Raw genomic sequence first — 19,702 nt, 5'->3', positions numbered from 1 at the left:
AAAAATAATGAAAATAATCGCCGTTATACCAGCCCGTTATGCTTCTACGCGTTTTCCTGCTAAATTAATGCAAGATTTAGGTGGCAAAACTGTAATTCGTCGTACTTATGAAGCGGCCATGGCAACTCAATTATTTGATGATGTATTTGTAGTAACCGATTCGGATTTAATTTATAATGAAATTATTTCGAATGGAGGTAAAGCCATCATGAGTATCAAGGAACACGAAAGTGGTAGCGACCGTATTGCCGAAGCAGTTGAAAATATGGATGTAGACGTTGTTATTAATGTGCAGGGTGATGAGCCTTTTATTAATGCCACGCCACTTAAAGAATTAATTGAAGTTTTCAGAAACGACAAGGCTAAACAAGTAGATTTAGCTTCATTGATGTTTGAAATCAAAGATAAAATGGAGATTGAAAATCCTAATAATGTAAAAGTAATTGTGGATCAACAGGGCTTTGCGCTGTATTTTTCCCGTTCCGTGATTCCATATCCGAGAGAAGAAAATGTAGGGGTACGTTATATGAAACACATTGGTATTTATGCCTTCCGAAAAGAAGCTTTAATGGATTTTTATCGTCTGCCGATGTTGTCTTTAGAAGCTTCTGAAAAGTTGGAACAACTTCGCTATTTAGAATATGGTAAACGCATCAGAATGGTTGAAACTACCCATGGAAGTATTGGTATTGATACGGTTGAAGATTTGGAAAAAGCGAGACTTTTAGTTTAGTTATTGAAAAAATAATATAAAAGATTTTAAGGTTTATAAGATAGTATCCTTTACTTATTGTTTTTTGAAAATCTATAATAAAATAAAATTTTACGACTTATTTATGAATTAAAAAAGGTTTTGTTGAAGACTATTATTACTAGAATTAACAAAAAGGCTGTCCAAAAATTTGGGCAGCCTTTTTTGTTATCATATAATCATCAAATTTAATAGTGTTTGATTTCACTTCAGAAAACTAACACCGCTTCAATTAGGTTGGATATTAATTCATATTAAAAGTAAAAAAACTAATGAATTTTAGATTGCAGTATAGTTTTTTAAGCATTTTTGAAAACTATTTATTATTGATATACTATCACCTTTTTGGTATTGATTGTGCCATCAATAAATTTTACTTTAGCTATTATCATTTTTTCTGTAATTGATGAAATTTGTGAATTTTTTGAATTTATATTTTTGACTTCTTTTATTTTTTGTCCTAATAAATTAAATATTTCTATTTCTTCAATTTCTTTGTTGGTTTCAATAAATAAATTTTGATGATTACTGTATATTGATATGTTGTTTTCAGTCAATTCAAAGTTCTCATCTGCTAAAATGGTGCTTTCGTAAATTTTTACATTTCTAAAGAATGAAGTTGCATCGTTATAGCTCCCAGTTCCGTTAAATGTGTTACTGGCATTCCATGTATTTGTTTCGTCTAATAAGGAATTTTTAGCAGCAAATACTAAATAGTTTATGTTTCCAGTATAGGATTGTCCTATGTTAATTTTATAGTGTTTATAGTTATGTAAATCCGCATTGGTATAAGTGTTGAAATTAGTATTTACCGTTGAGGTATTTGTATCATTATTTGTGCCGTATAGTTTGTATCTATAGAGCGGATTTCCAAGTAAATCATTATCTATACCTATATAGTGGGCTTGTCCAGGGATTGTACTTTTAAAATCAAATTCAATTACTGTGTTAGGTGTAATTGTATAGTTTTTAGCTACAGCTTTCCAAGCGTTAATAGAGGTATGCAAAGTAGCTCCATTATCATATGTGAAACCTACACCTTTATCCAGTGTTGCGTCATAGTTTACATATGGTGTAGTGTTAAAATTTATGATAGGTAATAGCGGATCACATGCATCTGATTGACTGGGATTCGCATCAAGGTTTACATCAGGAAAACCATTGCAAAGATCTGCAGTGTCACATACACCGTCATCATCGGCATCATTTGTTGCGCTTGTTGGACAGGGATCACAACTATCAGGTATACCATCATTATCTGAATCAAGTCCTGTGGTACAACCATATATCTTAGCTAAAACATTGTCTTTTGACCATAAATTATTACGTTCAGCAACGTTAGATTCTAAGCAGGCAGTCATTCGATCTTTTTGCCCCTGTGTAAACATAGCGTAGGTAGCAGCTGTATAATCCATCATGTTGGTATAGTTATCTATTCCATTTTGAGTAATACAAGTATCTGTGGTACCTGGTGCTGGTCGATTATCAAAGTCAGCCAATTGATTACCTGTAGTTTGAGGGGTGTCAGCAACTAAGTCAGTTCCAGAAGAACAATTAGTGAAATCGCCATTATTTTTCATTTGATCCCATATGTGATAAACATTTAGCCAATGACCAACTTCGTGTGCCAGGTTATGATACCAAGTTTGGTAGGTGTTTTCATGCTCACCAAATGCCCATGCACTCATTATATGTCCGTCTAAATAAGCAGTAGCTTGGGTGTCTACTTCAAATGGGAAAGTGGCAAAACCAGACCTACCATCATTTTGCACAGCCTGCCTTACTATGTATATGTTAAAATAGTTTTTTCGTGGCCAGTTATAGGCTTGTCGCATACCATTATAATCACCTCTAAGGGTGTAAAAAGAATCTACAACACGGTGAATACCATTTGTTGCATTACCATTAGGGTCGAATTTTGCTAAAACGAATCGTAGTTTTTTTCCATTACCATTAAATCCTCCTCTTATATTTAAAAATGATTGAGTTTCATATTTATCAAAAGCAGAAGTACCGGCATAAAATGAATTAAGCATTTCTATAGCACGTTCAATAGTTTTGTCGGAAAGGTTTTCATACCCATTATTATGAACTACATGTACTACTACGGGTATGATATAATCAAAACCTACTGTTAAGTTTGCGACATTCACTCTTTTTGAAGCATCTGATTTTCTTTGATCAAGAATATGTTGTTGCGTGAATGATTCTAATTTTTTAAAACTAGGATTAACTTCAGGTTTTAAATTAGGATACTCTTTGTAAAGTTTTTGTTGATAATCACTTTGTCCGCAAAAGTGATTATTTTGCGAATATCCAAAATTACTAATAAATAGTGAGTTGATTAAGAATAAAGATAATTTTATATATTTCATAAATTTAGAGGTATTTATGTTTGATATACAAATATATGATTATTATTATATATTATTGTTTGTATTGTATAGAATTATTTCTATTTCGTTAATTTAATTAATCTTTTAGAAATAAGCATAAAAGCAAAAAAACTCCGCCCAATGGAGCGGAGTTTTAAAAACAAACCAACCTAACCAAATTTTATTATAACTTAGTTGTGCACTAATTTATGAATGAAATTCTAAAATATAGGTTGCAAATTGTATGCCAAACTATAGTTTTTCGGCTAAATATTTTCCTGTAATTGATTTTTTGTTCTTGATAATTTCCTCTGGTGTGCCAAAAGCGAGCAGTTGACCGCCATTTTCACCACCTTCAGGACCTAAATCAATAATGTAATCGGCACATTTAATTAAGTCTAGATTATGTTCAATAACCAAAATAGAATGTCCTTTTTCGAGTAAAGCATCAAAAGATTTTAGTAGTTTTTTAATATCGTGAAAATGCAAACCTGTAGTAGGTTCGTCAAAAATGAACAATGCTTTGTCTTTAGTAGCTCCTTTGACTAAAAAAGAAGCTAACTTGATACGCTGTGCTTCCCCTCCTGATAAGGTTGAAGACGATTGTCCCAATTGTACATAACCCAGTCCAACATCTTGTAAAGGTTGTAGTTTTTGCACAATTTTAGCTTGATTATACGTTTTAAAGAACGTCAATGCATCGTCTATAGTCATGCATAAAATATCGTCTATGTTTTTGTTTTCAAATTGAATTTCCAGGACTTCTTTTTTAAATCGCTTGCCATTACAAGTTTCACACGGAAGCGAAACATCGGCCATGAAAACCATTTCTACATTAATGGTTCCTTCTCCTTTACAAGTTTCACAACGCCCACCATCGACATTAAATGAAAAATGTTTGGGTTGGTAACCACGATGTTTCGATAATTTTTCTTTGGCAAATAAATCGCGGATGTCGTCGTAGGCTTTAATATAGGTCACTGGATTAGAACGCGAACTGCGTCCTATAGGGTTTTGGTCTACATATTCAATATGCTTGATATGTGCATAACTTCCTGATAATTCGGTAAATTGTCCTGCTTTTTCACTTACACCTTCTAGCTGTTTTTGAAGGGCTGGATATGCAATTTTTTTGACTAATGTACTTTTCCCTGAGCCTGAAACTCCCGTAATTACAGTCAAAACATCTAGAGGAATCGTAACATCTATATTCTGTAGGTTGTTTTCTCTGGCGCCTATAATGTCGAGATGATGTTTGAATTTGCGTCTTTTTTTAGGAACCTCTATTGCTAAATTGCCATTTAAATATTGCGAGGTTAATGAATCTGATTGTAAAATCTCTTCATAAGTACCTTGCGCGACCAATTCACCTCCAAATGTTCCTGCTTCAGGACCAATATCAATAATCATGTCGGCGGCTTTCATGATGTCTTCATCATGTTCCACCACAATCACGGTATTCCCTAAATTGCGCAAAGATTCAAGTACTTTGATAAGTTTTTCAGTGTCTTTAGGATGCAACCCAATGCTAGGTTCGTCTAAAATATACATAGAACCCACCAAACTACTTCCTAAGGAAGTAGCTAAATTGATACGTTGCGATTCGCCTCCTGATAAGGTGGCTGAATTTCGATTGAGTGTTAAATAATCTAAGCCTACATTGTCTAAAAAGGCTAAGCGATTATTGATTTCAATCAAAAGGCGTTTAGCAACTTTAGCATCATAATCAGATAATTCTAAGTCTTTGAAAAAAGGAATCAACTTTCGGATAGGTAAATCAACTAATTCGGGTAAGGTTTTGTTTCCTACTTTTACATAGCTTGCTTCTGGGCGAAGACGTTTTCCTTTGCAAACTGGGCATTTTGTTTTTCCACGATAACGCGAAAGCAAAACACGATTTTGTATTTTGTAATTTTTTTCTTCTAATTCTTTAAAAAATCCATGTAAGCCTTCAAAATAGGAGTTTCCAGTCCAAATCAATTGTTTTTGTGCTTCCGATAATTGAAAAAACGGTTTATGAATTGGAAAATCGAATTTATGTGAATTATTAACCAATTGGTCTCTATACCAACTCATGCTTTCTCCCTTCCATGGGGCAATACAATTTTCATAAACTGATAAAGCAGTGTTGGGAATTACTAAATCTTCATCGATGCCAATGATGTTACCATAACCTTCACATTGCGGACAAGCACCATAAGGATTATTAAAACTAAACAAATGGATGTTGGGTTCTAAGAAGCTAACATTATCGAGTTCAAAATTTGAACTGAATGTGATTTTGGTATCTGTATCAAAAGCTTGTAAGTGACAAATACCTTGTCCTTCGTAAAAAGCCGTTTGTACCGCATCAGCTAGTCGATTGTAAAAATCTTCTTCGTGACGAATGACCAAACGGTCAATGATGAGTTGAATGTCTTTATGGTCAAATTGATGTTGTTTCGTGACTTCTGGAGATGAGGCAAATGCATCCAAACGAAGGGTCTCATGGTTAACTAATACCCGGCTAAAACCTTGTTGTAGCAAAACATTCAGTTTGTTTTCTAAGGCACGACCTTCTTCTAAATGAATTGGAGCAATTAATAAATATTTGCTTCCTTCTTCAAGTTGCTCCACATGTTGAATAACATCCGTCACGGTATGTTTTTTTACTTCTAGTCCTGAAATGGGAGAAAAAGTTTTACCAATTCGAGCATATAATAATTTTAGATAATCATAAATTTCAGTTGAAGTCCCCACGGTAGAGCGCGCATTAGTTGTATTGACTTTTTGTTCTATCGCTACAGCGGGTGCAATCCCTTTGATATAATCCACTTTGGGTTTGTCTAATCGACCTAAAAACTGACGTGCATAGCTTGATAAACTCTCTACATAGCGACGTTGTCCCTCGGCATATAGCGTATCAAAAGCTAAACTTGATTTTCCAGAACCTGAAAGACCTGTAATTACGACCAATTGATTTCTAGGGATAGCTACATCTAAATTTTTTAAGTTATGAAGTTGAGCCCCTTTAATGATAATGTTTTTTTTAGGGTCAAGGGTTTGAATATCTTGAATCATTTTGCAAAAGTCAATTTGTACAAAGATAAGGATTTTGATGCGGAAAAGGTATTTGCCGTATTAGGAATACCTATTTAAAACAAAAAAAGGACTATTTAAGTCCTTTTTGTTTTTCTTTTCTTGTAACATAGTTATGTAAAAAATCTCCTTTGGGTTTTCCTAAATCAAAAGAAGAAAAAGGAATGAATAAACGGGAGGCTTTTCTAGCTTTGTCTTTATCCCAGCCTTCGTATTCGATTCTGTAAATTGCAGAATACATTTCAGCTCTACCTACACCATGATAGCAATGGATTAATACGGGATAATTTGCAGGGTTGTCCATTATTTTAAAGAAAGAATCTAAACTTGCTTGTGTTGGAACTTGATCAGATCCGTTGTTGAAATAATGAAGTCCAGGAATTTTTGCTGCTGCTTTTTGTTCAGCAATTAATTCTGCAGGAATTTCAGGGTTGTTTACCAAGTCTGTTGTGCCTGGAAATCGTAAATCTACAATGGATTTAATATGGTACTTATTGACATATTCTTTTATTTCATCAGGTGGGAGTACGCCACTTTTATAAACTTTTCCTTCAGAAATGACTTTGAAATTATGATTTACATGTAAATCATAATATTGTTTTCCGCCTAAAAAAGCAGCAATAAAAACAATTGTTACTATAATTTTTTTAAAAATTTTCATCTATATATTTTTATTAATTAACATACATTTTTCTATCCATGATGCGTTGCATATAATCTTGAAGAAAAGCTTTAGCACTAATCATATGTCCTTTAATTTCATTTTCAGGTAATTTTCCCAATAAATTTTTCTCAAGACTATAATCGTTTTTGGCAAATATACCTGTAATGTTATTTCCGTCAAAAGTACAAATATAATTTCCTTGCATAAATTGGTATTGGTTTCCGTTAAAATTAAAAGCAAATGGTTTAATGTCTTTTTCAGACAAAAGACTTCTTCCCCAACTTCTAAATGGTTTTTGATATCCAATCATATCTAAAATAGTAGGGTAAATATCAATTTGTTGTGCAAAATCAGCATTCACACCCTTTAAGCTGCCATCGGGTTTGTAAAATAAGATAGGTACAGCTTGACGATTAATTACTTGGTTGTAAAAAGGATAATAAACCTGGTTGCAATGATCAGCAGTGATGATAAAAATGGTGTTTTTAAACCAAGGTTCTTTTTTTGCAGTTTCAAAAAATTTACGAAATGCAAAATCAGTATAGCCTACAACTTGATGCATGGGCACATTTCCTTTTGGAAAAGTATTGCTGTATTTTGCAGGAGGAATAAAAGGTTCGTGTGAGGAAACTGTGAAAATAGTACTGAAAAATGGTTTTTGTTTTTGGTTAAGTTCTTTACGCATAAATTGCATAAACGGCTCATCCCAAATACCCCATGAACCATCATATTCACTATCATCATTAAACTCAGTTCTACCATAATAATGGTCAAAACCAAGGATGTTTCCAAAGCCTAAAAAACCCATCGAGCCATTAGCAGCGCCATGAAAAAAAGAGGTATCGTAATCTAATTCTTTTAAAGTAGAAACTAATGACTGTATTTTTTGATTAGGGTAGGGTGATGATGTAAAAGCGTCTTGAAAGGATGGTATGCCGGCTAAAACAGATGACATTCCGTGGATGGATTTGCATCCATTTGCGTAAGCATTTGTAAAAATTAAACTATTCTGAGCTAATTCATCTAGGAAAGGAGTGTAACTTTTGTAATTTTCTATTTTATAATCCTTGTTAAATGCCCCGCAATATTCACGTCCTAAACTCTCAGTAATAATTAGCACGATGTTTGGCTTGGTTAATGGATTGTTATGGTATTGTTTAATAGGTTTAATGTAAGTTTGTATATCGTGTTGGCTTACTAAGTAAATTTTTTTAAAACTATTTGTATTCCAAGTTCGGATTATAGAAAACGTAGTGTTCAACACTATATCAGCATGTTGCGGTAACCGAACGTGACGGCTGGCATCTACATTATTTACAGGTCTAGTACTTTTCTTTAAATCACCACCACGCAAACCTGCTACAACCAATATACCAAACAGGATAAAATAAACCAACGAATAACTAAAATAAGGGATTAGTCGATCGTTTTTCTGTTCAGTAACTTTTACTTTATTATATAGAAAAAACCAAATAATAAAACTTAAAAAAAACAGCAGATAAACATGCCAATAGGTACTAATAAAACGGATGAATAAGCTACTTGCATTACTCTCATTATTAATGATATCCATAACAGCACTTGTCGATCTACTATAAGTGAATTTGTAATAAATAAAATCAATAAAATTGACCGCAAAACCTATAAAGTTAAACGTAAAATAAATTGTTTTTAAAAAAGTTTGATACCCTTTTTTAGTATTAATACCAAAAGGTATAATCGAAAAGAGTATAAAAAATATATTGATGTATAAAATAGCAGAAGTATCAAAAACTAAACCGTGATAATTTAGGGCTAAATATTCACTGATCGACTGAACTTTTAATAATTTGTAATTGTAAATAAAAAAAAATAAACGTGCTAAAGAATAAAAAAGATAGGCCAAAAATAACCTGTAAGCTAAAGCTTTATATTCTTGAAAACGAATTAATTTAGTCATAATCTATATCAAAATATGCTTGCAAAAGTAAGGCTTAATATCCTATTCTTAATGGTATTTTAAAAAAATATAACTTTTTTGTTAGCTTTTGAAACGTATCTTTGTAAAACTAAATTAAGAGTTTTATGGAAGAATGTATTTCAGTATTTGATATGTTAAAAATTGGTGTAGGACCTTCTAGTTCACACACTTTAGGGCCTTGGCGCGCCGCTGAAAGATTTTTAAATGAATTGAGAAGTGAGAACATTCTTGAAAAAATAGTAAAAGTAAAAGTGGATCTTTATGGCTCACTTTCTTTAACAGGTGTAGGTCATGCTACTGACCTGGCAGTTATGCTTGGATTAAGTGGTCAAGATCCTGAATATATTCCTGTACAGGATATTGACGGGATTATTAAAAAAATTAAAAAGGATAATCAATTGTTGTTAGCGAATACTATAGCTGTTGATTTTAATCCGGAATCTGAAATTATTTTTAATAAAAATTTTCTTCCATTTCATGCCAATGGATTAACATTTACTGCTTTTTTTGAGGATAACTCATATGAATCCACATTTTATTCTATAGGTGGTGGATTTGTTGTAAAAGAAGAACGTACTACTGCAAAAGCTAATGAAGCTACCAAAAAGGCGTTTCCATATCCTATAAATTTTGCAACTGAATTACTGAATTATTGCCAAAGTCAAAATCGTAAGATTTCTGAAGTTGTATATGATAATGAAAAATCAATACGTACAGAAACAGAAATTCATAACGAACTTTTACGTGTTTGGAATACCATGTTAGAGTGTATGTACATTGGTTGTCATACAGAAGGAATATTGCCAGGAGGATTGAATGTTAGAAGAAGAGCTTTTGATATGCATCAAAACTTAATTGGTTTGGCCAACTATAATTCCCCCCAAGAATGGTTAGAAACTATTAGAAAAACTGAAGTTAAATTCAGACAAATTTTAAAATGGGTGTCTTGTTTTGCATTGGCAGTAAATGAAGTTAATGCTTCTTTAGGGCGAGTGGTTACAGCACCCACTAATGGTAGTTCAGGAGTTATTCCAGCTGTATTGATGTATTATATGGTTATTGAGAACCATCAAGCTGATGAAAATCAGATCAAGCAATTTTTAATGGTAGCCGGTGAAATTGGTTCTATTTTCAAAAAAGGAGCAACAATTTCTGCTGCAATGGGTGGATGTCAAGCTGAAATTGGTGTTTCTTCAGCCATGGCGGCTGGAGCCTTATGCGAAGTGATGGGAGGGAGTCCAGAACAAGTTTTAGTTGCTGCGGAAATTGCTATGGAACACCATTTAGGACTAACTTGTGATCCTATAGGTGGTTTAGTTCAAATTCCTTGTATTGAAAGAAATACCATGGGAGCTATTAAAGCAATTAATGCTGCGGAACTTGCTTTAGAAACCGATCCGAAAAATGCAAAAGTGCCTTTAGACAAGGTAGTAAATACTATGTGGGAAACGGCTAAAGATATGAATAATAAATATAAAGAGACTTCTGAAGGTGGTTTAGCGGTTGCGGTCAATATGGCGGATTGTTAAATTAAAAAACTCTTTCATAGAATTGCTATGAGAGAGTTTTTTTAAAAATTGAGGAGATTATTTTTTCCTTTTCAAATTTAATGTTGGATAAGTTGCTCCAGAAATTGCAAAACTAAAATCGCCAAAGATGTTGTTATTTATACTGTCCTTAGGGTAAGGAGCAATGGTACTATACACATGGCAACTAGTACAAGTATTTGTGTTTTGTACATAACTTTCCATAGTCGAATTTGCAACTATAGTTTTTCCACTTTGCATAGAAGAAGGGTTCAATGCTCTAGGGGCTTGTATGGGAGTTGTTGGATCTGGTTGTACAATTTGTGACCATATAACATCTACCAATTGATAATATTGAAAAACCGAGTTAGGATAAAATCCTTTAATGCTATTTTGCATTTTACTATTTATTGGAGCAGCATCTTCTGTATCAATACTATTTACTCTTGTAATTTGAATGGGTACTGGATTTGCATCGGTTAAATAATATGGAGGTGAAGTATTTGCAGTACAAGTTACACTGACATTTGTGCCATTTTTCAAACTAACTTGTTGTGGAGTACAATTAGGGTTATAAAAATTATAGCCATAAGGAGGTGGAGTTTCAGAAGTGGTATTGGGAACGTTATCAATGTGTTCAAAAGTTGCCCAAACCCAAGTAGGCTGATTGGTTGTTTTGTGCAAAATATGCAGTCCTACAAGTGCAACAGTAGTGTTTCGTAACTGCCCTGTTAATGCATCCATAACTACTGCTTTTGAAAGTTTGTATCTATTCCATTTAGGCGATTGCAAATCAGTAACTTCCATCCATGCTGCTTTCAACTCAATTGCTCCAACACTGCCATTATATACTCCTTTTGGGAAATTAATAGGGATTCCATTTTTTACAGAATTGTGTTGGTTTATAGCATTATAATAACCATTAGTAACAACAAAATTATAATAATCTTGATTAAGCATAATCTCATACCATACATTTGTTTTGTTTTGTGCACCTAACCAATTTGGAGCATTAAAAGGTGCTGCTTGGCTTGGACTCATACTGTTAATGGTATCCGTATCGGCAAACTTAGCACTAAACGTTAATAGTTTTGTTTTTTTAGTATTGAAAATGAGTCTTTGTGTTTTAAATTTTGAAGCAAAGGCGGGTGAAACTAAAGTACCCCATGCAGGTGGTTTTACTCCACCAGCTTGAAATAAAACCTCTTTTGGCATATAAGTTTCCCATGCTACTGGATCATAATCACCAGGTTGTCCAAAATTAGTGCTACCATCTGTTGGCCAATTTAAAGAAATAAATTCCTGCCATGCAAAACAATCCGCTTGCGATTGATTGCCAAAAGTGGCTAAATCTCCAGGTACTTGATTGTTGAAATTGATAACAATATTATACAGAGATGACGAGGAATAACAATTGCACGTATTATTTCCTTTTGAAATTTTTATATAATTAGTATTATCAATTTTTAAAGTTGTAAGTGATAACCAAACAAATGATAACCCGAAAAGTAGCCAAAGTATTCTGTTTTTATATTTTTCCATTTGAACTTTTTTCTAATTTTTTTTAAATGATTTAAAAAGAAAATGCTCAAAGAGTTTTCTTGAATAATTCAATAGAGCTCTTTAAGCATTTGATAAGAAATTATTTTACTTGTATGGTAACTTCAATAGAACCTAAATTATCTGTTAATCCAGCTCCATACATTCCGTTTAAATCATCATTAATACAAAGCTGAATTTCACCAGTTAAATTTGGAGGAGTTGTAGTTCCCATACCTATTAAAAAAATGGTTTCTCCAATTTTTCCAATCAAAGCCCCCTCATTTTGGCCGGGTAGGGTATACCCGTTTTTAGCAGCTATAAAAGTGGGGTTACCGTAGGCATTATACAGTTGTCCGTTATTTTCATTAGGGTTTGCAGTCCATAATCCAGATGTATAAGTAATTAGGGCTGTATTTGTTGCATTCAGAAAGATGCCTGTATTTTGCCAAGCGATGTCTGCCTGAATTGTAACTGGAGTAACTAAAAATAAGGCTGGCATGGGTACACTTGGGGATTGTCCAACATTTGTTACATAAACCCCTTTTTGTCCTATACTGGCATTTTGCCCAACAGTAACTGAAATATAAATGGCTGTACTTGTACTAGGCTGACTATTACCTGGTACAGCATAGTTGATATTTTCTTTAACTGCTGTAACTGTGGCCGTAATAGCAGGATCGCTAAAAGTAATGGTAGGAAAAGTAGCTGGCATATTTTCTTTTGCTGTACAAGTACCTGCTATAATGACCATTTGAGCCTTAGTAGTACCTACATTTACAGCCAGTGGAACATAGGTGCTATTACTTAAAAGCGAAATAGGATTATTAACGGGGTTAGGAACTAAAGTGTTATACATTGCTTCAAAATAGTCCTGATAGAAAATTTGTAAAGGTTGTGCAAAGGTGTTTTCTGGTGTCGTATCGCCTACTGGAGGATACCCTTGCGGCTTAGTCCCTGCGTAGGCCGATGCTACAATTTGCATTTTAAACGTTGATGCAATTTGTGATGCCCAATCTATAGTTTTTCCAGAAATGGTAATATCGCTAACGGTGTATCCTTTGTCCTCGGGCACTTCGTATACTGCGTGCAAAATAAAATTACCAGGTAATGGGTTGCCAAATTGATCGTTTAAAGTTTGTGAACCTCTTACAATAGTCCAAAAACTGGAAGCATCTGTTCCATCAGGAGTTGCATAATTTGAAAAATCAGGCATTTGGATGTATAATCCAGGAGGATCAGCTAAAGTAACCATATTGGCACCAGTAACAAAATTATTAACATTTCCTCCAATATTAGGATCACTGTTTCTAAAACGTTGACCAAAAACACCCACACAGATTAAATCGTTATACTGCGAAGAAGGCCACATCGTGTTATCTGAATAAGGTGGAGTAGGTGGGTTAAATCTCTGGATTCCTGAAGTAGTAGCTAAACCAATTTCTGTTTGTAATGTATTAGGTGTACTTGTTAAGTGAATAGCACCTCCAAGACTACTATCAGATACAGTACCAGAATTCCATTTATTTAAGGGGTTGTAAATAGGTTGATTCGTAATAGGATTAACCACACCTGGTAAACTTAAATCTTGTAAAGTAATTTGAGGTTTGTTTAAAATGTTTTGATACAATTCAAGAACTTTGTTAGGATCTATAGACCATAGGGTATTCCAATATTCAGGATTTTCACATGTAAAATCAATACGGGTTATTTTTCCCGCTGCATTTTTAGTAACGGCCCATTCACAATATTCATCTTGCCATCCTCTTGGACCGTATGGGAAATAAGCAACTGGCTGTCCAGAAGTGCTACAAGGAGCATTTGTTATTTGTCCTGTTATATTTCCTGTATCAGCCATTTCGTTTAATTGAGCCTGTGTGGCATTTGGGAAATTAAAGGCTAATCTTCCAGGGAACGCAGACCATTTAATACTAGCAGTTTCACTTTGAGGATTATTATCGATTGGATTATAATAATTCGTTGTAGCTGGAGTATTTGTTGAATTCCAAGGATTATTTAACATCCCTTGTTGTGTAAACCCATCAAGATTAGAACTCCAAGCATTATTCATTGCCTGTTGTTTTAAAGAATTGTCAGTGAAATCCTGAATATTCGCAGGGGTTCTAAATTGAAATTGATTTGTGTTTGTAGTTTTTTCTTCTAATTCTAAGTTTTCAATTGTTTTCATGTTTTAGATAAATTTTTAAGTTTATTGTTTGTGTATCTAAAATATTGAAAATCAAATTGAAGTGATTACGGTTTTACCGTACCTTTTGTTAAATTTTAAATTTCTTGTTTGTATCTATTAAAACCGTTTTCAAATATATATTGCATACGTTTGCGTAATCGTTCAGGTTTCAAGACTTCCATACTGGCACCAAATCCAAGGATTATGCGTTCTAATTCAAAATTTTCTTTTAGAAATAAATTAATGACGATACTACCATCTTCATTTTGCTGGAGTAGACGTTGAGTAGAGTGAATCGGTTTAGTTATAACATAGGGCGCATTATAGGCATCTACCCACAGTTGAATGACACGAGCTTGCATGCCTTCATTTACAGTTACTCCCACAACGTTTTGGTAATAAGCATCAGCATTAAATGAATAATCTAAAAACGGAATACTAAAATCGTAATCAATTGTAATAATTCTATCCAACGCTAAGTTTGAAATCGGTTGACTTCCTTTTTTCTTCCCCACAACAAACCATCGATTATTGAATTCCTTTAAAATGAAAGGATGAAAAGTAAATGTTTGTGCCTCTCTTGATTTAAAGGATTTATAGGTGATGACTAAAACTACTTTTTTCACAATGGCTTGATAAATTTCATCCAAAAAATGTAAGCCTTTTAGGTTTTCATTTTTATCTAAATGGATGATGGGTTGTGTATGTGTTTTTTCGGCATAAATTTTATCCTCTAATCGCTGTAATATATCTGAAACATCATTGAATAAAGAAAAATCTTTAAATTGTTTCAACATCGACACTGTTTCCGTCAACACATTGATGTCTGTTTCCGTCAACGGAATATCGGTTATACTAAAATCTTCATCAGCATAGCGATAATATTTCTTGTCATATACTTCGATAGGCGCATTATAGCCTAATTTTTCACTCCGCATCATTTGAATATCTAATTGGACAGTGCGTTTACTAACATTTGTTTCTTTGCCTTCATATTCATACAACGCATCAGAACAAGCTTCAATTAAATCATCAAGTGTCCAGGTGCGATATTTGTTCTGTAAACATTTATCAATGGTTTTGTATCGGATAAGCGCGTTTTTATTTTGAGCCATTTTTTTTAGTGTTCAGTTTTTTAGTAATCAGTTTTTCAGTGGTCAGTATTCAGTGGTCAGTATTCAGTGGTCAGTATTCAGTGGTCAGTATTCAGTGGTCAGTATTCAGTGGTCAGTATTCAGTGGTCAGATTACAGTATTAAGTGTTCGGTAATTACAACAATTTTCAAAGCAATTCAATTTCTCTTTCAATATTTTGCCTTGCTTGTTTCTCATATTGTGTTCGGAAGGTATCTGTTTGATAGATAACTTCTTTATCTAAGAAATGTAGTAAAGCTTTTTTACGTCCTGGATTGTACATAAAATTGGGATAAATGCGGTATTCTTTTCTAATCTGTTTATAATACATCTCATAAATATCCCAACTTCTGCCTAGGATTTGCAAATCAAAATCCACCAACCATTTTTCATCGTTGGTTGAGGCGTTGTGCGTTTGTGTACATAGAATAAGATTGTAAATTGCATCCAAATCAATTCCTTGAGCCTCTTTTAATTCTTTGCAAGCTAATTCGGCACTTTTTAACTCATTATCTTTTCTGGTACTTACATAAATGACATCGTGATAATAAATAGCGAGTAGTGTTTCAACGGGATTTTCTAATTGATTTTTGTATTCCATCCAACTTTTTATCATCGCTTCAATATGCTTCCAATTATGATAGTAGCGATTTTTTTGGGAATAATTCTTATGTAGTAATTCCCATTTTATATTGATTTCTGTTTGGCTAAAGCCAAGTGTAGAAAGGGTTTCTATAAATAAGTCTTGGATATTCATTAGAGTGATTTTACCAAAATTAGAAATATTTTTTTACTACGCAAAATAATTACGTAGTGTGTTTTGAATATTTGTATCAAAGAAATTAAAAAATGGATTTACAGCTTTTACATCAAATGATTGCACAAGACTACATTAAGGTAAATAAACACCCTAACGCCGAATTGTATATCTATAATTACACCCAGATTGCTCAATATGAAAGAGTTTGGAACGATGTAACCCTGGCGTGTAGAGGGTTGATTTTAAATGATAAAAATGAAATCATAGCCAGACCTTTTCCTAAGTTTTTTAATTTAGGTGAGCCTGAAGCACAAGAATTGCCACCGACTTCTTTTCAAGTTTTTGATAAATTAGACGGTTCATTAGGCATTTTATATTGGTTAGATGGTAAATCTTTTATAGCGAGTCGGGGTTCGTTTTCGAGCGAACAATCGGATAAAGCCAACGAATTATTATATCAAAAATATGTTGATGTAATTCCTAATTTGAATCCAGATTACACCTATTTATTCGAAATTATTTATCCAGAAAATAGGGTAGTAGTCGATTATGGAAACGAGGAAAAATTAGTGCTTATCGGAATAGTAGAAACCAAAACAGGAATCGAATTGCCGCTTGTAGATATTGGCTTTCCTTTAGTGAAAGAGTATACTAATTTTTCTAAAATAGAGGAATTAACACAGCAACAATGGGATAACCACGAAGGTTTTGTCATTCGTTTTGAAAATGGATATAGAGTGAAAATAAAATTTGAAGAATATGTTCGTTTACACCGAATTCTAACCCAATTCTCAACCGTTGATATTTGGGAAGGTTTATCAGGTGAGTCTTCTTTACAGCTTTTACTAGAAAATGTACCCGATAAATTTTTTGAATGGGTTAAAAAAGTGGAATCCAATTTAAAAAGGCAATTTCAAGCGATTGAAGAAGATTGTAAGAATTATTATAAAGTGTTAGAAACCAGAAAAGAGACTGCTTTTTATTTTCTAGCTCATCCACATAAAGATGTTTTGTTCAATATGTTGGACGGAAGGGAGTATGCTAAAACCATTTGGCGAAAAATTAAACCTAAATTTGAAAAGCCATTTACGAATTCTAATATTGACAATTAAGGTACACCTGACAGGTTTTCTAAACCTGTTAGGTTTAAAATAAATACAAATGATACTAAAAATAAAATCTGAAAATCCATATTTATTGGATATTCTACATAAAAACCCCAATACCGATTTTGGGTTGTATGCCAAAAATTTAAAAAATGGTGTAGTCATAGGTAATTGTGTTTCACCTAATGCATACGAAATCACATTCCAAGATAGTAAATACAGTTATTTGCCTGAAGATAGTAATGCTATCGATTTTCAAAGTTATGTGAGTCCGTTAGTGGTATTACACATCAGCAATGACTTTTTGGGTACTTTATTAAAACCTCGGACGGAATATTTAGCTAGTTCAATGAAATGGTTAGATAAAAGCTATCAAGAACTAGATAATCAGTCTTGTACGATTGAAGTATTATCTTTCTATATTAACTCTAGTTGGGTAAAAGGAAACGATTTTTTACTTTCTCGCTATTTCCCTAATGTTAGTGTGCAGCACAAAGTTGGACGAAATTACCATTTAACAATTGAAGGTAAAACGGTTTTTGAAGCCGTGAACTTGCTCAATCTAATTTCGGTTTTTGTGCATATCACTAATAATTACGGTCCATTCACTTTTATTGATGATAGTTTTGCCGAAAAATACACTCGATTGTTAACAAACCTTGAGGATGTTCCTTATTTTGTTTTCTATCTGTTTATTAAAAAAGCCATCAAATCGCCTAAACAGTTTGAAATGTTGAAACCTAAATTAGAGGACTATTTCGCACAGCAAGGAATTGTAGCCAAATTCAGTTATGGTTTCAACCATCAAGAAAGGGTGAATTATATTGCTGATAAACTTAGTTTAGATAATGAAATTCTAGACGTAGGTTGTGGAGAGTTTATCTATTTTAGAAAATTAGTAAAAATGGGGTATGAAAAACCTTATTATGCGATTGACGAAGATTCAAAATTTGAAGCGTTAAGTGAACAAGTACAACAAAAATTAAATGTCGATAATTTACGTTTTTTCAATTCGTTGGAAGCTTTTGATACGTCGTATAAAGGACAAAAATTAGATATTTTATTGACTGAGGTAATTGAACATAATTTGGAAGAAGAAGCGAAAGTATTAATTGAAAAGTTGTTAAAGTATAACTTTAACCAAATCATTATAACTACGCCAAATAAAGACTTTAACAAATATTATTTTGAGGATGAAGAAAGTAAGCGACACGACGACCACAATTTTGAAATGACCGCAAATGAATTTCTCCAATTTATGAATCAGTTCCAAAATGATTTATTAGAATTGAAATTTGACCAAATTGGAGATTCACTAGATAATGTATCGCCTACGCAAGTTTGTATCCTCACAAAAAAAGAACAGTATGATTAATTTACCCATAGAAGAAGTAACCAAAATAAAATATAGAATTGACAAGTTTTGTGAATTCAAAATCAACGCTTTTTCCCCAACGATTTCACCAGCACCCAAATCGTTGGAACGCAATGAAATTGAAAGCATCGCTAAAGGAATCGAATATTATATCCAAAAAGGAATCACCCAACTCGTATTCCAAAAGAAATATATGGGTTCCTATTGTGATATTTATTTAACTAAAAATTTAGAGGAAAGTTATCTCGTTAGCCGTAATGGTTATAAAATTGGGTCACTCGATAAAGAGTTGGTAACGGAAAAGTTACAACCACTGCATAATAAGTTCGATTGGGAAAACGAAAATTTGGAATTAGTCATAATTCAAAGTGAGCTAATGCCTTGGAATGCTTTGGGAAAAGGATTAGTGGAAAATGATTTCAAAGGTTATTTAGAAGCACATCAAACGCATTTTGACCACTTACAACAATCCGATTTGTATGCAAAAATTGAAAAGGTAAAACAATCGCCAGCATATCAGGAATACCAGAATGACAAAAATGAACTTTCGAATACCGATTTTAAGCAGAAGTACGCCAGTCATATTATTCGTCAATATGATGCCATAGCGCAATTTATAGTAAAGGATTTTACAATTTATGAAAAGGGTTTAACCGATTATCGTGCACAAATTGAGCATTTTGGAAACGAAGGAACATTAGAATTCAAACCATTTAATATCTTAAAGAAAGTTTTTTCAGATGGGACAGAAGTGTTGCCCAATGATAATACTACTTTCCGTTTACTGAATGACGACGAAATGTTGGTACTCGATTTTTCAGCGGAAGCTACTAGAAATGAAAATATAAATAAAGTATATCAGTGGTTTGAAAATCATTCTAGTCAAATGGAAGAAGGAATTATGATTAAACCAATGCAAAGTTTTATGGATGGTATTCCACCTGCTTTTAAAGTTAGAAACAATAACTATTTAACGATGATTTACGGAGTTGATTTTATGGGAAATTTCAAGCGAAATTTAGGTAAACGTAAAATCGATTCTAAATTGAAATGCTCTATAAATGATTGGATGCTCAATTGGAAATTGGTACAAATTCCTTATCACGAAATCCATTCTGAAAATTACAAACTGAAAAATTTAGTTTTGGACCGAATTTTAGGCGAAACCGATGAAAATAAGTTGGATATGAGGTTATGATTATACCTGTTAGGTTTTTAAAACCTAACAGGTATTAATGACGCAAGAT

Annotated in this window: 13 protein-coding genes; 5 read left to right on the top strand and 8 right to left on the bottom strand. The window is 33.0% G+C overall.

Annotated features, from left to right (window positions below; genetic code table 11):
- Positions 1-7: 7 nt before the first annotated feature.
- The gene (gene kdsB, locus ACQY29_RS11615; protein WP_428225344.1) at positions 8-733 is read left to right on the top strand and encodes a 3-deoxy-manno-octulosonate cytidylyltransferase; all 726 of its coding nucleotides are present in this window, start codon (positions 8-10) and stop codon (positions 731-733) included.
- A gap of 341 nt (positions 734-1,074) precedes the next feature.
- Here the strand turns inward: kdsB and ACQY29_RS11610 are convergent, their stop codons facing one another.
- The 4 genes from ACQY29_RS11610 to ACQY29_RS11595 form a co-directional block, all read right to left on the bottom strand.
- Positions 1,075-3,126: a M43 family zinc metalloprotease gene (locus tag ACQY29_RS11610; protein WP_428225343.1), complete on the bottom strand. Its 2,052-nt coding sequence runs from the start codon at positions 3,124-3,126 to the stop codon at positions 1,075-1,077.
- Positions 3,127-3,378: 252 nt separating this feature from the next.
- On the bottom strand, positions 3,379-6,186 hold the full coding sequence (uvrA, locus tag ACQY29_RS11605; RefSeq protein ID WP_428225342.1) for an excinuclease ABC subunit UvrA: 2,808 nt from the start codon (positions 6,184-6,186) through the stop codon (positions 3,379-3,381).
- 91 nt (positions 6,187-6,277) lie between these two features.
- Positions 6,278-6,865 carry a fused DSP-PTPase phosphatase/NAD kinase-like protein gene (locus ACQY29_RS11600; protein ID WP_428225341.1) on the bottom strand — a complete coding sequence of 196 codons (588 nt, stop codon included), beginning with the start codon at positions 6,863-6,865 and terminating at the stop codon, positions 6,278-6,280.
- Positions 6,866-6,878: 13 nt separating this feature from the next.
- A complete protein-coding gene (locus tag ACQY29_RS11595; protein ID WP_428225340.1) occupies positions 6,879-8,807 on the bottom strand; it encodes an LTA synthase family protein in 1,929 nt (642 codons plus the stop codon).
- Between the two features lie 125 nt (positions 8,808-8,932).
- Here ACQY29_RS11595 and ACQY29_RS11590 point away from each other — a divergent pair, with 125 nt between their 5' ends.
- Positions 8,933-10,357, top strand: a complete 1,425-nt coding sequence (locus ACQY29_RS11590; RefSeq protein WP_428225339.1) for an L-serine ammonia-lyase — start codon at positions 8,933-8,935, stop codon at positions 10,355-10,357.
- 57 nt (positions 10,358-10,414) lie between these two features.
- Here ACQY29_RS11590 and ACQY29_RS11585 read toward each other — a convergent pair whose 3' ends face one another.
- The 4 genes from ACQY29_RS11585 to ACQY29_RS11570 all read right to left on the bottom strand — a co-directional run bounded on the left by ACQY29_RS11585 (position 10,415) and on the right by ACQY29_RS11570 (position 15,971).
- Entirely contained in the window at positions 10,415-11,896 is a 1,482-nt protein-coding gene (locus tag ACQY29_RS11585; protein ID WP_428225338.1) for a hypothetical protein, read from the bottom strand.
- A gap of 100 nt (positions 11,897-11,996) precedes the next feature.
- On the bottom strand, positions 11,997-14,081 hold the full coding sequence (locus ACQY29_RS11580) for a hypothetical protein (RefSeq protein WP_428225337.1): 2,085 nt from the start codon (positions 14,079-14,081) through the stop codon (positions 11,997-11,999).
- A 95-nt stretch (positions 14,082-14,176) separates the two neighbouring features.
- Positions 14,177-15,196: a helix-turn-helix transcriptional regulator gene (locus tag ACQY29_RS11575; protein ID WP_428225336.1), complete on the bottom strand. Its 1,020-nt coding sequence runs from the start codon at positions 15,194-15,196 to the stop codon at positions 14,177-14,179.
- A gap of 166 nt (positions 15,197-15,362) precedes the next feature.
- Positions 15,363-15,971, bottom strand: a complete 609-nt coding sequence (locus ACQY29_RS11570) for an HD domain-containing protein (RefSeq protein ID WP_428225335.1) — start codon at positions 15,969-15,971, stop codon at positions 15,363-15,365.
- Positions 15,972-16,063: 92 nt separating this feature from the next.
- On the opposite strand from ACQY29_RS11570, the gene ACQY29_RS11565 reads away from it, so the two are divergent.
- From ACQY29_RS11565 to ACQY29_RS11555, 3 genes are read left to right on the top strand one after another with little or no spacing between them, the layout of a single operon-like run.
- Positions 16,064-17,086 carry an RNA ligase gene (locus ACQY29_RS11565; RefSeq protein ID WP_428225334.1) on the top strand — a complete coding sequence of 341 codons (1,023 nt, stop codon included), beginning with the start codon at positions 16,064-16,066 and terminating at the stop codon, positions 17,084-17,086.
- A 49-nt stretch (positions 17,087-17,135) separates the two neighbouring features.
- Positions 17,136-18,455, top strand: coding sequence for a class I SAM-dependent methyltransferase (locus ACQY29_RS11560; RefSeq protein WP_428225333.1), 1,320 nt, complete (start codon positions 17,136-17,138; stop codon positions 18,453-18,455).
- Positions 18,448-19,653, top strand: a complete 1,206-nt coding sequence (locus tag ACQY29_RS11555) for a hypothetical protein (RefSeq protein WP_428225332.1) — start codon at positions 18,448-18,450, stop codon at positions 19,651-19,653. The genes ACQY29_RS11560 and ACQY29_RS11555 overlap by 8 nt, the downstream gene beginning before the upstream one ends.
- The last annotated feature ends 49 nt before the right edge of the window (positions 19,654-19,702 follow it).

The organism is Flavobacterium sp., from assembly GCF_965262375.1.
GTDB lineage: Bacteria > Bacteroidota > Bacteroidia > Flavobacteriales > Flavobacteriaceae > Flavobacterium.
The sequence above is the reverse complement of the archived record's forward strand: the minus strand, read 5'-3'. Positions and strand labels throughout refer to the sequence as shown.

Coding starts and splice junctions, on each gene's coding strand:
- ACQY29_RS11580 (WP_428225337.1), bottom strand. CDS start 14,081: ATGAAAACAATTGAAAACTTAGAATTAGAAGAAAAAACTACAAACACA.
- kdsB (WP_428225344.1), top strand. CDS start 8: ATGAAAATAATCGCCGTTATACCAGCCCGTTATGCTTCTACGCGTTTT.
- ACQY29_RS11560 (WP_428225333.1), top strand. CDS start 17,136: ATGATACTAAAAATAAAATCTGAAAATCCATATTTATTGGATATTCTA.
- ACQY29_RS11570 (WP_428225335.1), bottom strand. CDS start 15,971: ATGAATATCCAAGACTTATTTATAGAAACCCTTTCTACACTTGGCTTT.
- ACQY29_RS11585 (WP_428225338.1), bottom strand. CDS start 11,896: ATGGAAAAATATAAAAACAGAATACTTTGGCTACTTTTCGGGTTATCA.
- ACQY29_RS11600 (WP_428225341.1), bottom strand. CDS start 6,865: ATGAAAATTTTTAAAAAAATTATAGTAACAATTGTTTTTATTGCTGCT.
- ACQY29_RS11565 (WP_428225334.1), top strand. CDS start 16,064: ATGGATTTACAGCTTTTACATCAAATGATTGCACAAGACTACATTAAG.
- ACQY29_RS11575 (WP_428225336.1), bottom strand. CDS start 15,196: ATGGCTCAAAATAAAAACGCGCTTATCCGATACAAAACCATTGATAAA.
- ACQY29_RS11555 (WP_428225332.1), top strand. CDS start 18,448: ATGATTAATTTACCCATAGAAGAAGTAACCAAAATAAAATATAGAATT.
- ACQY29_RS11590 (WP_428225339.1), top strand. CDS start 8,933: ATGGAAGAATGTATTTCAGTATTTGATATGTTAAAAATTGGTGTAGGA.
- ACQY29_RS11610 (WP_428225343.1), bottom strand. CDS start 3,126: ATGAAATATATAAAATTATCTTTATTCTTAATCAACTCACTATTTATT.
- ACQY29_RS11595 (WP_428225340.1), bottom strand. CDS start 8,807: ATGACTAAATTAATTCGTTTTCAAGAATATAAAGCTTTAGCTTACAGG.
- uvrA (WP_428225342.1), bottom strand. CDS start 6,186: ATGATTCAAGATATTCAAACCCTTGACCCTAAAAAAAACATTATCATT.